Here is a 14985-nt window from a genome sequence, read left to right as displayed (position 1 = left end):
AGTGTCGGCTTCGAATTTACCGGCACGGAGCCCACCCCACCCATGACGCAACGCCGCGAAAAAGGCTCTTCCATCCTGCGTGTGCTCGACATCCTGAAAACCGTCAGCCTGGCCGAACGCGGTGCCTCGTTGCCGAGCCTGATCGACGAACTCGATATCCCCAAAGCCACGGTCCACCGTCTGGTGCAGCAGATGGAAGAAGCGGGCTTTTTGCAGATCAACCTCAAAGGCAATGTCGTGCCTGGACCGGCGATGCAGGAAGTGGCGCTCGGTGTGCTCAGCAGTAATGAGGTGAAAATTCAGCGCCAGGCCATCTTGCAGGGGCTGGCACGGGAGGTGGACGAAACCTGCGGTATTTCCATCCCCAACGGCACCGACATGTTGTATTACGACCGCGTGCAAGCCAACTGGCCGTTGCAGGTGCATTTGCCGGTGGGCAGCGAAGTGCCGATCGGGTGTACCGCCAGCGGTAAGCTGTATTTGTCACTGCTGCCAAAGGCCGCGCGTGAGCGGGTGATTCGCAATCTGCCGTTGGATAAGCGGGCGCGCAATACCATCACCGATCCGGCGGAACTGGCAACGGAACTCGAACGCATCCGGGCGCAAGGCTTCGGTACCGATAACGAAGAATTCATCGATGGCATGGTGGCGGTGTCGGTGCCGGTGCGTACCGGCGACGGTGAGCTGGTGGCCTGTTTGTTCGCTCACGGCCCGGTTATTCGCTGCTCGCTGGACGAATTAAAAAGCCACATTCCGGCCATGCAACGTGCGGCCAATGAGCTCGGTCAGGTGCTGGATGGCGTGAAAAACTGAAATATATTTCAATAATGAGATTATCTGTCTCATTATTTTGACTTTAGTGCAGGCTCCCGCTAGGTTGGTCGAAAAAACAACAACCTAGCGGAGCCTGCTTAATGACCTTCGCCCAACCGCTCGACCAACACCTTTCAGATGCCCCGCGCTGTGTGCTGCCGTGCGCCGATGTGATCGGCGAAAGCCCGATCTGGTGCGCCGAATCCGCCACTCTGGTGTGGGCTGATATCGAAAGCGATCGCATTCATCGTTTCCATCCCGGGAACGGCCAGCACAGCGTGCATCAGGTCGATATCGGCATCACCGCTCTGGTGCCGACCGATGCCGGTGGCTGGATCGCCGCCAGCCGCAGCGGCCTCTATCGGCTCGATGCCGATTTCAAAACCACCGCCTTTCTGCTCGATCCCTGCGCCAGCCAAACCGATGTTCGCCTCAACGATGCCGTTGCCGACCGTGCTGGTCGGTTGTGGACCGGCAGTCTGTGCGAGACCGATTTAGCCAGCGCCAAAGGCGCGCTGTATCGAGTGGATGCCGACCTGACTTGCACCACCGTCGATAAGGGTTTTGCTGTGGCTAACGGCATCGCCACCAGCCCGGATGGCACACGCCTCTATGCCGTCGATATGTTTCACCGCCAGGTGCGCTGCTACGACCTCAACCCGGTCAGCGGCGAACCCGGCCCGGCGCGCATCTTCGCCACCCTCGCCGAAGACGAAGGCAAACCCGACGGCCTGTGCTGCGACGATCAGGGCGGGCTTTGGGTGTGTCACTGGGGCGGTGGCTGTGTCAGCCGCTTTGAACCCGACGGCACGCTCAGCACGCGCATTCATGTGCCGGTTTCCCAGGTCACCCGCTGCACCTTCGGCGGGCCGGACTTGCGTGATCTGTTTCTGTGCACCGCCCACTTCGAACTCAGCGACGCCCAGCGCGCCCGCGAGCCCGACGCCGGCGGTCTGTTCCACATCCGGGTGCCCTGGAGCGGGCTGCCCGAATCTCTTTGTAGCGTCAGCGACGGGCAGGAGCCCGGCGCGGTTAAGGAGGTTGCCCGATTCTGAAGCCCAGCACGTTGTGACCGGACTGACCTCATAAAAAAACTCAGCCGGTTGACCGCTCATCACAGTGCGATCGGACGAACCGTGCGTCGTTCGATCGGTAAGGAGATCGCAATGAAAACAATAAGAAGGATGCTGTCGGCTGCGCTGTTGTCGCTGGCCGTCGTGCCGTTTGCCTTTGCTCTGAACGGGCCGGGGCTGGGCAATCTCAACTACAACGCGAACGAGTTGTACCAGCGCATTTCACTGGTCGATGGTTCGCTCGGTATTCCCGATAATTCCAACGACCCGGCGGCCGTGTTCGGTCTGAATCTGGGTTATATGTACAACGGTTATTTCATCGGCATGTTTGCGCCCGATCACGGCCATTCGTCCGGTGGCTGGCTGGTGCTGGATGTATCCGATCCGCGTAACCCGACGCAGGTGGCGCGCAAATACGATTCCACCTACAGCTTCGGCAACGCCTACAACGGCTACAGCAACGGCCAGCAGGATCCGCATTTTCTCGGTGAAACCGGTGACTTCCGCGAAAACCACGGCACCGGTTTTTCCATTCAAAACGGTCGTTATTACGTGGCCATTCCCACCGGCTATGGCGTGGAAATCTGGGATTTCACCGACATCGGTCCGGGCATCCCACCGACGCGCGTCACCGCCTTCGACATTCCTAACATTGCCGCTGGCGACTACACCAACACCTCCTGGCAACTGACCTGGCAGGCGCCGTATTTGTACGTCGCCAATGCCAATCAGGGCATTACGGTGATCGACACCAGCGACATCAACAATCTGGAAATCGTCAGCCGCACACCGATTTCGCTGCTCGGCGGTTTCCGCATCGGGCCGATTTTTGCGATGGGCAACCACATGGTGGTGTCGAGCATGGACACCAACGGCCGCGTTGCCAGCATCGACATCAGCGATCCGGGCCAGCCGCAATTGCTGGCGACCTACGCGCCCGGTCAGCGCTTCTACGCCGTCTGCTTTAACGGCTCACAGGTAATGTTCACCAACCGGGGTACACCCGCGTATATGCAGGTGGTCGATATCAGCGACCCGACGCAATTTGTCGAACTGAGCAAAAACGAACTGCGCATCGACGAAGCGCTGTATTGCGCCACTCAGGGCGACCGGTATTTCTCCGGTAACCAGGAAGACGTCAGCGTCATCGATATGAGCACCCCGGTCGACCCGATTTCGCTCGGCGCCGGGTCACTGAACGTCGGCGGTGGCAGCGACCACGGACAGGTATCGGTGTTCGGGAATCTGGTCTACGTCGGTAACGACCACGGTGGCGGCAATGGTTTTATCGTCCATCAGACGGCGGCCGATTCGACCGGCCCCAATGTCACTCAGGTGAGCCCGCGCGATGGCGCCACCAATCAGGGTTTAAAAAGCCGTATTGGTCTGGCGCTGGCTGACAATGCGTTGGTCAGCTCGCTCGATAACACGACCTTTATTGTGCGCGAGCAGGGCAGTACCGTGCCGCTGGCCGGTCAGTACAGCGGCCAGGGTGACATTGTGAACTTCACGCCCGATGCCGCCTTACAGGCCAACACCACCTATGAAGTCGTGGTGCCGGTCGGTGGCATTACCGACTGGTCCGGCAATACCACCGACGTGGCGTTCAGTTCCACCTTCACCACCGGCGACGGTTCCGGCTCAGCCGATTGCAGCGAGAACTGCCCGATTGGCGGCGGCACCGCCAGCGCCAGCACGACGCAAGCTGGTCACCCGGCCAGCGACGGTAACGACGGCGATTACAGCACGCGCTGGACCGCCAGCGATGGTTCGGTGCCGCAATGGTTCCAGGTCGATTACGGCACGCCGCACGAATTTTCCGGCGCGCAACTGACCTTCGAATTTGGCGGCGAGCAATACAACTACACCATCGACGTGTCCAGCGATGGCAGCAGTTGGACGCAGGTCGCCGACCGCACCAATAACCCGGAAACCACCATCCAGCAGACGCTGACCTTCACGCCGGTCACGGCGCAATACATGCGCGTGAATTTCACCTCGCTGCCGCCGGGTTCCTGGGCGGCGCTGTATGAATTCACGGCGCTGCAACCGGTGCAGGGCTGTAACGCGGTGGGCAATGAAGTCTGCTTTGTGAAGCTGATTGCCGATTCGGAAGTGAACGGCGAAGCCTGGACCTCGGTTGCCGAACTGACGGTGTTGGACAGTAATCTCAACGCCCTCTCGGTCGCCGATCTGGACCTGCACGATGTCGACAGCGAAGAGCTGGCGGGTGAAGACGGTTCGGCGTTCAACGCCATCGACAACAACCCGGCCACGTTCTGGCACACCGAGTGGCAGGCGGCCGAGCCGGTGCATCCGCATCACATTACTCTGAAATTAGCTGAAGGTCGGGAACTCGGTGGCATCGATTATCTGCCGCGTCAGGATTCTACTTCCAATGGACGCATCGCCAACTACCGCGTTGAAGTCAGCGCCGATGGCAACAGCTGGGCGCAGGTATCGAGTGGTACCTTCATCGACTCCGCCACTGAACAACGCGCCCTGTTCGATGAACTGATTCTGCCGTTGAGTGTCGAATTGCCCGCGCCCGGTGCGGTTGAAGCCGGTCAGCCGGTGCAGTTTTCAGCCAGCGGCGAAGGCGGCGACGGCACGCTGGAATACGCCTACGACTTTGGCGATGGCAACAGCCGCGGTTTCTCCACCGATGCCAACGCCAGCCACAGTTATGCCAACGCCGGTCACTATCCGGTGATCGTCACGGTGCGCGATGCAAGCAACGACACCGCCAACGCCAACCGTTTGCAGACCGTGCATCGCACCCTGACCGCGAACGCGCCAACACGGGCATCCAGCATTCAGCAGGCCAATGGCCGGATATATACCGCCAATACCGATGCCGGAACCGTGACGGCCATTAACGCCACAACTTTGCAGGTGGATTGGGAAACCAGCGTCGGTGAAAAACCGCGGACGTTGGCCATCGCCAATAACGGCGATGTCTGGGTAACCAACCAGGGCAGCGACAGCCTGAGCGTGCTCGATGGCAGCAGTGGCGCCGAGGTGAACACCGTCGACTTGCCGCGCGGTTCGCAGCCCTATGGTGTGGTGTTTAATCCGGCGGGTTCTGCGCTGTACGTCAGCCTGGAAGCCAGCGGCGAACTGCTGTCGCTCGATACCGGCACCGGCGCGCAACTCGACAGCCTGGATGTGGGCGCAACGCCGCGCGGTCTGGCGGTGTCGGCCGATGGTCAGAACATCTACGTGACGCGCTTTATATCGCCGGTGCAGCCGCAAGGCGAAGTGCGGCGGGTCAGTGCCTCTGGGTTGAATCTGGCCGAAGTGATCGTGTTGCAGAACGACACCACGACCGTCGATGGCGAAGACCGCTCTCAGGGTTATCCGAACTATCTGGCGTCGGTCACCCTCTCGCCCGATGGCGAACGCGCCTGGATCCCATCGCAGAAAGTGAATACCGGTCGCGGCACTTTCTTAAGCGGTGAAGCCCTGACGTTTGAGAGCACGGTGCGCACCATCGTCTCGCAAATCGATCTGGCGACGCACGACGAAGACTTCGCCGCCCAGTTCGATTTCAACGACGCCAACCTGGCGACCGACGCGGTGTTCACGCCGCTCGGTGACTATGTGTTCGTCGCGCTCCAGGCCAACAACAAGGTCGAGCTGCTCGACGCCTACGCCGGTTCCAGCCTGGGTCAGCTGATCACCGATCGCGCCCCAAAAGGTCTGGCGATCAGTGACGATGGCCGCCGACTCTACGTGCACAACTTTATGGGCCGCAGCGTGGAAGTGTTCGACACCGGGGGTCTGATCGACGGCACCAACTTCCTGGCGCCGTCGCTGGCGCTGGTCGATACCGTCGGCACCGAAGCGCTGTCGGCTCAAGTGCTCAACGGCAAGCGCATCTTCTACAACGCCGACGACACCCGCATGGCGCTCGATGGCTACATGACCTGCGCGTCCTGCCACATCGATGGCGATTCCGACGGCCGCGTCTGGGACTTCACCAATCGCGGTGAAGGCCTGCGCAATACTCGCAGCCTGATCGGCGCCGCTGGCACGCGCGATGGCAATGTGCACTGGACGGCGAACTTCGACGAAATCCACGATTTCGAAAACGATATTCGCAACGAGTTCGGCGGCAGCGGCTTCTTGTCGGCGGCCGACTTTGCCGCCACCTCCGATCCACTCGGTGCGGCCAAAGCCGGACTGAATGCAGACCTGGATGACCTGGCGGCTTACGTCACCTCGCTCGCAGAAACACCCGCGAGCCCGTACCGCAACAGCGATGGCAGTTTGACGGCCGACGGTGTGGCCGGCGAGGCGCTGTTCAACAGTTTGAATTGCGCCTCCTGCCACAGCGGTGACTACTTCACCGACGGCCAGCGCCACGATGTCGGCACCATCCAGACCAACTCCGGTCAGGGCAGCGGTCAGTCGTTGGCCGGTGTCGGTTTCGATACACCGTCACTGCTCGGTCTCTGGTTCAAAGCGCCGTACCTGCACAACGGTCAGGCCGCCACCTTGGAAGACGTGCTCGATTCCAGCAGCCACGGTGGCACGGCAACCCTGACCGCTCAGCAGCGTCAGCAATTGGCCTCATACCTTCTGCAACTGGAAGGCCCGGAGGCGTTGCTGACCGGTACCGGTCGGTTGCAATCGAAATCCAGCGGTCGCTGCGCCGATGTGGAAAGCGCCGGCAGTGCTGACGGGGATGATGTCTTGCTCTGGGGATGTCATGGCAATGCCAACCAACGCTGGCAAGCCACGCCAACCAGCGCGGGTTATCTGACGCTGACCGCCGAGCATTCCGGTAAATGTCTGGATGTGGATGGCAACTCCACCAGTGCAGGCGCCAACGTGCATCAGTGGACCTGCAACGGTGGCGATAACCAGCAGTGGTTGCCGGTCGATACCGGTGATGGCTACTTCCAGTTGCAGTCGCGTCGCAGCGGGCATTGCCTGGGCTTGCTGAACGATGGCACCGCCAATGGCGTGTCGCTGGAGCAGCAAGTCTGCTCGGCCAGTGATGGCCAGCGCTGGCGGCAAAACTGAGGCGAGCTGAGCCCGGTCAGTGTGTGGCCGGGCTCAGCCGTTCCACCGGTTCACGCTGCGCCACCAGTAACGGCCAGTCCGCTTCCGGATGTGCCAGTTGATGAGTGCGCAGCGCGAACGCCTCGGCGACATTCGCCGGGGTCAGACAGTCCTGCACCGGGCCGACCACCAGCGGTCGGCCCGCCTTCATGAGTAACACCCGATCGGCGTACTGCGCGGCTAAATTGATGTCGTGCACGATGGCCAACACACCGATTTTTTGCGCCGTTAATTGTTGCACCAATTGAAACACCTGATGCTGATGCGCCGGGTCCAGACTCGAGGTGCATTCATCCAAAAATAAGTAGCGATGTTCGGCCGTGGACGACAACAACTGGTGCAGCACGCGCGCCAGATGCACGCGCTGCATTTCGCCGCCGGACAGCGTCGGAAAGGAACGCTCAGCCAGATGTTCGGTGCCGGTCAGACGCAGTCGTTCCAGCGCCAGATGTTTTTCCACCGCCTTGCGTTTGCGGCCATAAGGCGTGCGCCCGAGCGCCACCACTTCCCAGGCCCGAAACGGAAAATGCAACGGACTCGACTGCGGCATCACAGCGCGCACCTTGGCCAGCTCGGCGCGGGAAAACTCGCTCAGCGGATGACCATCGAGTTCGATAGCACCGTCTTGCAACGGCCACTGCCCACTGAGGATTTTCAGCAAGGACGATTTACCCGCGCCGTTGGCGCCGAGCACAGCGAGCAACTCGCCCGGTTGCAGTTGCAGATCGATGCCGTCAACCAGAGTGCGCTTACCGACGCGCCAGGTTAATTGCCGGGCATTAATCATGGCTTTTTATTCATGGTTCAGTGCCCCGTCGTTCTGTCGCAGCAATAAATAAAGGAAAAAAGGCCCGCCGATCAGCGCGGTGATGATGCCAATGGGCAACTCCGCCGGTGCTACCACGAGGCGGGCCAGGATGTCGGCCCAGACAAGCAGGGCGGCACCGACGATACCGGACAGGGGAATCAATGCCCGGTGGTCGGGCCCAATGGAGAGCCGCACCAGGTGCGGCACCACCAAACCGACAAAGCCGATCATGCCGGCGACAGAGACGCCAGCGCCCACGGCCAGGGCAGTGAACACAAACACCAACCGGCGAATGCGATGCGGATCGATGCCCAGGTGTTCACACACCGATTCACCCATCAGCAACACATTCAGCGCCGGTGCCAGTAAGGGAAAGGCGATCAGCGATACCACTATCCAGGGCGCTGAGACCGCCAGATCGCGCCAGGTAACCGACGCCAGCGAGCCCATACTCCAGAAGGTGAAGGAGCGCAGCGCCGCGTCGTTGGCGAGAAAGGTCAGGATGCCCGACACCGCCCCGGCGAAAGCGGTGATGGCAACACCGGCGAGTATCAGGGTGGTGATCTGACCGCCGCCGGGCGTGCGCTTGGCGATCCAGTAAATGATCCAGGTAACCGCTAAGGCACCGCCGAACGCCGCCAGCGGCAACGCCAGAAAACCGAAGCTGGTCATCCAGCCGGCGAGCAGCGTATTGCCGAGCACAATCACCGCCAGCGCCGCCAGGGCCGCGCCGCTGGAAACACCGATCAAGCCCGGATCAGCCAGCGGGTTGCGAAACAGGCCCTGAATGGCGGCGCCGGCCATGGCCAGAGAGGCGCCGATCAGCATACCCATCAGCAAACGCGGCATACGGATATCGCTGAGCACAATCTGCACATGACGCGGCAATTCAATGGCGCTGCCCGGCCACCACTGCAAAGTCCATAAGCCCAATTGGTCCAGCGATACCGGCACCGCGCCAATGGCCAGCGCCATGACTACAGCCAGTGCCAGCAGGGCGCACATGGCCAGCGAAAACGGCGTGGTGTTCATGAAGCGTCGGCCATGCGCTCCGCGAGTTGTTGCAGTGACCAGCCCAAACGCGGGCCAAAGGTCAGCAGATCGATGTCATCCACGCTGTAGATATGGCCGTTTTCCGCCGCAGCGGTCAGACGCAGGGCCGGGTTGGCGGCCAGCGTCGCCAGATCGTTCTGGCTGTGAAACACCAGAATGGCATCCGGATTGGCTTCAATGGCGGCTTCCGGCGTCAGCGGCTTGTAGCCTCGAATATCGGCAAAGACATTGTTAAAGCCGGCAATCTGTAGCGCACCGTTGGCGAGCGTGCCAATACCGGCAACCTGGAAACCGCGCGAACCGCCATCCATAACAAACATAACGTTCAGTTCGCCGACGCGTTCGGCCAGCTGTTGCTGGGCACTGTGCACTTCATCCTCGACCTGATCGGCCAATTCAGCGCCAGCGTCACTGAGCCCCAGCGCAGTGCCGGTGGCGCGGATTTTATAAGTCAGGCCATCGAGTGTGGGTTCGTTTTCCAGGATGTCGATCTGCACGCCAGCGGCGATCAATTGCTCCAGCGTATCCGGCGGACCGGCATCTTCGGTGGTGATGATGCGCTCGGGTGCCAGCGATAAAATGCCCTCGGCCGACAGCGTGCGCATATAGCCGACGTCCGGCAGTTCAGTCGCTGCTTCAGGATAAATAGACGTGGTGTCGACGCCGACCAGGCGGTCTTCAGCGCCCAATGCATAAACGATTTCGGTGATCGAACCATCGATGGTGACCAAACGTTCGGCCTGCGCCAGGCCGGTCAAAGTGATGGCCGACAGGGCAAAAAGGGCGGTCTTCAAAGTCATGCAGTTACCTCAGTAGCGGTCAGTTCATCCAGCAGCGCGCGCCAGTCGGCACGTTCGGCATTACCTTCGTGGCGCTCGCCAAAGAACTGCACGATGGAGTTGCCCTGGGCATCGAAGGCTTCCAGTGACGTCACCTGACCATCGCTGGTCGGGCGGCGGATCACCCAGGCTGAATCGATCGCTTCGGTGCCCAGATGCAGGTTGAAACCCGGATCGAGAATGTTGAACCAGGGGCCGGTGCGCAGCAGTTTCTGCGGTACGGCGGTATGAATCTGCACAGCACCGGCGTTGCTGACAAAGGTCATCAGCGGAATGGCGCGGTCGCGGCAGGCGCTGATAACGGTTTCGCAAGCGCTGACATCGACGCGTTCGGCAAGCTCAGTACCGGCGGCTTCGAGTGCGCTCAGACGATCAGTTTCATGACGTTTCAGCAGGCCATGAAACTGGTGTACATCGGTAATCGCCAGCCACTCGGTACGGAATTTAGCGACGTCTTTTACCGCGCGACGTTCCAGGCTGGCAGCCGGTTCCAGCGCCGGGACATCGCTCAGTTGCGCACTGTATTCCGCGATCAGAGCGTTCCAGGCGTCGAGGTTGCTGGTGTCTTTGCGATAGATCTTGATCACCGCCGTACCGCTGGCATCGAACACCTGCAAGCTGTGGCGTTCATCTTCTTCAACCGCCACCACAAAGGCCCATTTGGAGAAGAACAAACGCTGGTCCTGTGCGCCGAGAAACAGCCCGGTCTGCTCGCCACCTTTCAGTTCGCCAAAGGCGCCGGTGGTTTCGTGCACGGCGTTATCGTTACGCACCAGCGCCATGACCGTGCCCAGCTTGGGCAGGTTGCTGGCCAGTTGGTGACCGCTGACTTCGAGCCAGGTCACGCCGTCGCCCAGACGGGTCAACAACAAATCAAGTTCGCTGACACCGAGCAGCTCGGCGGCATTGCGAATGCGCAGTTTGGGGTTGTCAGCCCTGAGCTTGGCCCAGGCCTGAGCCAGTTCAGCGTGAATCATGGTGTGCCTCTGACGGTTTGATGGTTAAGCCTTCCGTGAGAACAGCGATGCTTGTCATAATTTAAATAAAAACCATTCTCATTTAAAGGGATAAAGGAAATATGCTCGGTCAACACCAAGCGAGATAGCGTTAGCGCGCCATCGACTTCCTGGCCAAAGCGACCCAAGGTGGGTTTGGCATCAGCAGCCAGGCGAATGAGGGATGACCGGATTGGGACCGTTTAAGGGCCGCTGAAAAATGGGACGTTGCAGCGCCCCGGATCCGTAAAATTGAGTCGCTGGCCGAAGCTGCAGTGGCCGGCCAGATTCGGCCAAAACATTGAAAATGCAACTAATTCGCAATACCATCGCCTTCCTGCACATTCTCGATGCTCTGACTTTTTAAGAGAGCCCCATGACTGCGAATTCCACCTCGAACAACGCCAGCCGTTTGCACGGCGAATCCCTGACTGTGGGTTATGACGACGCCAACATTCTCGATGGCGTCGATTTCCAGGTGCCCGATGGCGAAGTGACCATTCTGGTCGGGCCGAACGGCAGCGGTAAGTCTACGCTGCTGAAAACGCTGGCGCGTATTCTGTCGCCGCGTTCCGGGCAGGTGATTCTCGATGGTGACGACATTCACCGCAGCAAAACACGTGAAGTCGCCAAGAAGCTCGGCCTGTTGCCGCAAGGGCCAATTGCGCCGGAAGGGCTGACGGTCCGCGAGTTGGTCGGTCAGGGCCGGTTTCCGCATCAGAGCTTGTTGCGTCAGTGGTCGAGCGACGACGAGCGCGCGGTGAACAGCGCCATGGAAACCGCGCGGGTGATGGAGTTTGCCGACCGGCCGGTCGATGGTTTGTCCGGTGGTCAGCGCCAGCGTTGCTGGATTGCCATGGTGCTGGCGCAGGAAACCGATCTGATTCTGCTCGATGAACCGACCACTTTTCTCGACCTGAAAGTCCAGGTCGATCTGATGGATATGCTGGTCCGCCTGGCGCACGACACCGGCCGCACGCTGGTGGTGGTGTTGCACGAACTGAATCTGGCGGCGGCTTATGCCGACCGGTTAGTCATGCTGCGCAGTGGCCGAATTGAGCAATCCGGTACGCCGGAAGCCATCTTTAACAGCGCCAATCTGAAGGCGGTGTTTGATCTCGACGCGCACGTGATTCGCGACCCGCATTCGCAACGCCTGCTCTGCGTGCCATCGTCTCTGGGCAGCATTGCTTCGACCGTTGAAGTTGGAGCCCGCATCGCATGACGGCCGCTGCCGTCGCTCCCACCGGATCGCGCCAACATCTGTGGCTGGGCTTGTCGGCCCTGCCGCTGTGCGTGTTGGCGGTTACCGTGCTGTTTGGCTGGCACGTTGCCGTGGGCGCTCGTTCGGTGCCGTTGGGCACGGTTTTTCAGGCGTTGCTGCATTTCGACCCCAGTCAGTTCGATCACATCATCGTGCGTCAGTTGCGCTTGCCGCGCGCCGTTATTGCGGTTCTGGTCGGCGCCAGTCTGGCGGTTGCCGGGGCCTTGTTGCAGGGCGTAACGCGCAACCCGCTGGCTGAGCCGCACATTCTGGGTTTGATGGCCGGTGCGTCGTTTGCCGTGGTTATGGTCATTGGCGTCTTTAACTGGCTGGGTGGTTTCTGGTTACCCTGGGTCGCCGCTGCCGGAGCTTTAATGGCAGCGCTGGTGGTGTGGCTGATTGCTCAATGGGCGCCCGGTGGCGCGACGCCGCTCACTTTGACGCTCGCGGGTGCGGCCATGACCGCCTTTCTCACCGCGCTGATTTCCGTGGCGCATCTGCTGAATCAGGATTCCTTTGAGCAACTGCGCGTCTGGCTGGTCGGCTCGCTGGCCGGTTCTGGCCGGGAACTGGTGTGGGTGGCGTTGCCGTGGCTGGGTTTTGCGCTGGCGCTGGCCATGTTACTGGCCAACAAGGTGACCATTCTGGCGATGGGCGACGAGGTTGCGCTGGGTCTGGGGGTGCGCACCGGCTGGTTAAAAATACAGGCGCTGGTTTGCGTGGTCGCGCTGACTGCAGGTTCGGTTGCCTTAGCGGGCCCGCTGGCCTTTGTTGGTTTGGTCATTCCCCACGCCGTGCGGCTGTTTTTTGGTTCGGATTACCGCTGGATCGTGCCGTATTCGGCGTTGATCGGCGCGGGTTATTTGCTGGGTGTCGACATCATCGCCCGGCTGATTCTGCGCCCGCAGGAAATCGCAACCGGCATTGTCACCGCCTTGGTCGGTGCGCCGCTGTTTATTCATCTGGTTCGGCAGCGAGCGCGCTGATGGCAAAAACGTCTCCCACGGCTTATTGGACGGTGCGTCTGGCGAATGAACGTCTGGCGCTGCGCTTACCGCGCCAACCGGTGCTGGCATCCGTCGGCCTGTTGCTGGCATTGCTGGCGTTACTGGCGCTGAGCCTGATGCTGGGCAGCTATTCCATGTCGCCAGCCGAAGTGTGGCAGGTACTCAAGGGGCTGCACGCCGAATCGGACCGCGCCATTGTGGTCTGGGAATTCCGCTTTCCGCGCACATTGGTGGCGGCGCTGGTGGGTGCCATGCTCGCCATGTCGGGTGCGGCGTTGCAAAACGTCACGCGCAATGGCCTGGCCGACCCGGCGTTAGTGGGCATTTCCCAGGGCGCGGGTCTGGCGGTGGTGACGTTGACCATTGTCTGGCCGCAACTGCCCGGCGCCTGGTACCCGTGGGCGGCCTTTTGCGGGTCGCTGATCGTTGCCGCGTTAATTCAGGGCTTAAGCTGGAACCGGCAGGGCGGCAGTTCCATTCGCTTTATTCTGATGGGCATTGGCATGGCGGCCTTTATTACCGCCATTACCTCGGCCTTGCTGACCTACGGCGATGTTCAGCGTGCGTTATCGGCGTTGGCCTGGCTCAGCGGCAGCTTGCACACCGCAGGCTGGCCGGATGTGCAGATGCTCGCCGTTTGGCTGGTGGTTTTGATGCCGCTGGCACTGGGGTTATCGCGCGCCATGGCCGCGTTGCAAATGGGCGAAGACACCGCTGTTGGTCTGGGCGTATCGGCCCGGCGCGTGCGTTATGCGCTGATCAGTGTGGCCGTGGCGCTTGCCGCCATTGCCACCGCCGTGGTGGGCCCGCTGGGGTTTGTCGGCTTAATTGCGCCGCACGCCGCGCGTCGTCTTGCCCGCTCTGGTGTGGGTTTGCATCTGTTGCTCACGGCGACGCTGGGTGCGTTTCTGGTTATGCTCGCTGACCTCCTTGGTCGTGTGCTGTTCGCCCCCATACAGATACCCGCGGGCTTGGTAACCGCCATTATTGGCGTGCCCTTCTTTGTGGTGTTGCTGCACCGGGCTCAGGCCAAAACGACCTTTTAGTCACCGCTTCAGGTGCAACGAATAACAGAGGTGTGCAGGTAGGAGTCATGACCGAATTTTGCGCGCAATACAGCCGTGATGTCGGTGAACCGCTGGCCGGAACGGCCACTCACGCCCAGTCGAACCTGTTGCTGAGCTGGCCCATCGGTCATTGGACGCGCACCTATCATCAGGCCAAAACGATGACGCCTGAGGTCTCGCAAGCGGTGCGCGAATTGGTTGAAAGTGGCCGCCGCATTAACCTCATTCACCGCGCCGACCAACCGCGCGGCGTGCATCGCGCCTACCGCATGCCCGAGTGCGAAGCCTTCGATATTCCCACCGACGAACTGCACGACTTCTTAACAGCACTGCAACAAGGCCGGCCATTGGATTCCTGGTATGCAGGCTCCGTTGAACAGCGAATCGTGCTGTGCTGCACCCACGGCGTTAAAGACAAATGCTGCGCCAAATTCGGCAACGCCAGCTTCAAAGCGCTCGACGAAGCCTCGCAAGACTACACCGGTGAATTTGAAATTTGGCAGAGCACGCATCTGGGCGGTTGCCGACTGGCCTCGGCCGCGCTGGTGTTTCCGGCGCTGCGCAAATACGGCCGCATTGAACCGGAACAGGCCATGGCGTTGCTCGATGCCGAGCGCCGCAATCAGCCATATTTACCCTGCTATCGCGGTGATGCAGCGCTGAGCCCGGCCCAGCAGATGGCCGATATTGAAGCGCGCAACCAATTGCAGCGTGTTGGCATTGAACCCACCCGGGTGAGCATTATTACCGAGCAGAGCCGCGATAACGGCGACCAGCATTTCGAGATGCAGTGGCAAACCAGCGACGCATCGGGAAACCTGAGCATAGAACTGAACCCCATCACCAGCGTTCGCTACGCCACCTGCGCCGACATCGACGCCGGCGAACCCCCCGTCGAACACCCCACCTGGCAACCGCAGGTTGTTGATCCTTCTCGCTGAGTGTTCGCACAGCGCACAGCGCCAAATCGGGCGTTCTGCCCATTCTTGAACATCG

The 14985-nt window shown here is 60.8% G+C and carries 11 protein-coding genes; 7 read left to right on the top strand and 4 right to left on the bottom strand.

The features are described from left to right. Nucleotides 1-42: 42 nt before the first annotated feature. From BGP77_RS02295 to BGP77_RS02285, 3 genes are all read left to right on the top strand, one after another. Complete coding sequence (locus BGP77_RS02295) at nt 43-813, top strand: IclR family transcriptional regulator (RefSeq protein WP_108163125.1); 771 nt, start codon at nt 43-45, stop codon at nt 811-813. A 101-nt stretch (nt 814-914) separates the two neighbouring features. Then, nucleotides 915-1868 (top strand): SMP-30/gluconolactonase/LRE family protein, encoded by a 954-nt coding sequence (locus BGP77_RS02290; RefSeq protein WP_108163124.1) that lies wholly within the window; start codon nt 915-917, stop codon nt 1866-1868. 111 nt (nt 1869-1979) lie between these two features. Next, nucleotides 1980-6917 carry an RICIN domain-containing protein gene (locus BGP77_RS02285; protein ID WP_108163123.1) on the top strand — a complete coding sequence of 1646 codons (4938 nt, stop codon included), beginning with the start codon at nt 1980-1982 and terminating at the stop codon, nt 6915-6917. Nucleotides 6918-6933: 16 nt separating this feature from the next. Here the strand turns inward: BGP77_RS02285 and BGP77_RS02280 are convergent, their stop codons facing one another. The 4 genes from BGP77_RS02280 to BGP77_RS02265 are packed head-to-tail and all read right to left on the bottom strand — an operon-like array spanning nt 6934 to nt 10633. Beyond that, a complete protein-coding gene (locus tag BGP77_RS02280) occupies nt 6934-7743 on the bottom strand; it encodes a heme ABC transporter ATP-binding protein (RefSeq protein ID WP_108163122.1) in 810 nt (269 codons plus the stop codon). A gap of 6 nt (nt 7744-7749) precedes the next feature. After that, a complete protein-coding gene (locus tag BGP77_RS02275; RefSeq protein ID WP_108163121.1) occupies nt 7750-8796 on the bottom strand; it encodes an iron ABC transporter permease in 1047 nt (348 codons plus the stop codon). Further along, nucleotides 8793-9617 carry a hemin ABC transporter substrate-binding protein gene (locus BGP77_RS02270; RefSeq protein WP_108163120.1) on the bottom strand — a complete coding sequence of 275 codons (825 nt, stop codon included), beginning with the start codon at nt 9615-9617 and terminating at the stop codon, nt 8793-8795. Before BGP77_RS02270 ends, BGP77_RS02275 begins: the two co-directional genes overlap by 4 nt. Beyond that, entirely contained in the window at nt 9614-10633 is a 1020-nt protein-coding gene (locus tag BGP77_RS02265; protein ID WP_108163119.1) for a hemin-degrading factor, read from the bottom strand. The genes BGP77_RS02270 and BGP77_RS02265 overlap by 4 nt, the downstream gene beginning before the upstream one ends. 394 nt (nt 10634-11027) lie before the next feature. On the opposite strand from BGP77_RS02265, the gene BGP77_RS02260 reads away from it, so the two are divergent. The 4 genes from BGP77_RS02260 to BGP77_RS02245 are packed head-to-tail and all read left to right on the top strand — an operon-like array spanning nt 11028 to nt 14930. After that, the gene (locus BGP77_RS02260) at nt 11028-11876 is read left to right on the top strand and encodes an ABC transporter ATP-binding protein (protein WP_108163118.1); all 849 of its coding nucleotides are present in this window, start codon (nt 11028-11030) and stop codon (nt 11874-11876) included. Then, nucleotides 11873-12901 carry an iron ABC transporter permease gene (locus BGP77_RS02255; RefSeq protein ID WP_108163117.1) on the top strand — a complete coding sequence of 343 codons (1029 nt, stop codon included), beginning with the start codon at nt 11873-11875 and terminating at the stop codon, nt 12899-12901. The genes BGP77_RS02260 and BGP77_RS02255 overlap by 4 nt, the downstream gene beginning before the upstream one ends. After that, complete coding sequence (locus BGP77_RS02250; protein ID WP_108163116.1) at nt 12901-13968, top strand: iron ABC transporter permease; 1068 nt, start codon at nt 12901-12903, stop codon at nt 13966-13968. The genes BGP77_RS02255 and BGP77_RS02250 overlap by 1 nt, the downstream gene beginning before the upstream one ends. 47 nt (nt 13969-14015) lie before the next feature. Then, complete coding sequence (locus tag BGP77_RS02245; protein ID WP_108163115.1) at nt 14016-14930, top strand: sucrase ferredoxin; 915 nt, start codon at nt 14016-14018, stop codon at nt 14928-14930. The last annotated feature ends 55 nt before the right edge of the window (nt 14931-14985 follow it).

Source organism: Saccharospirillum sp. MSK14-1, from assembly GCF_003054965.1.
Classification (GTDB): domain Bacteria; phylum Pseudomonadota; class Gammaproteobacteria; order Pseudomonadales; family Natronospirillaceae; genus Saccharospirillum.
The sequence above is the reverse complement of the archived record's forward strand: the minus strand, read 5'-3'. Positions and strand labels throughout refer to the sequence as shown.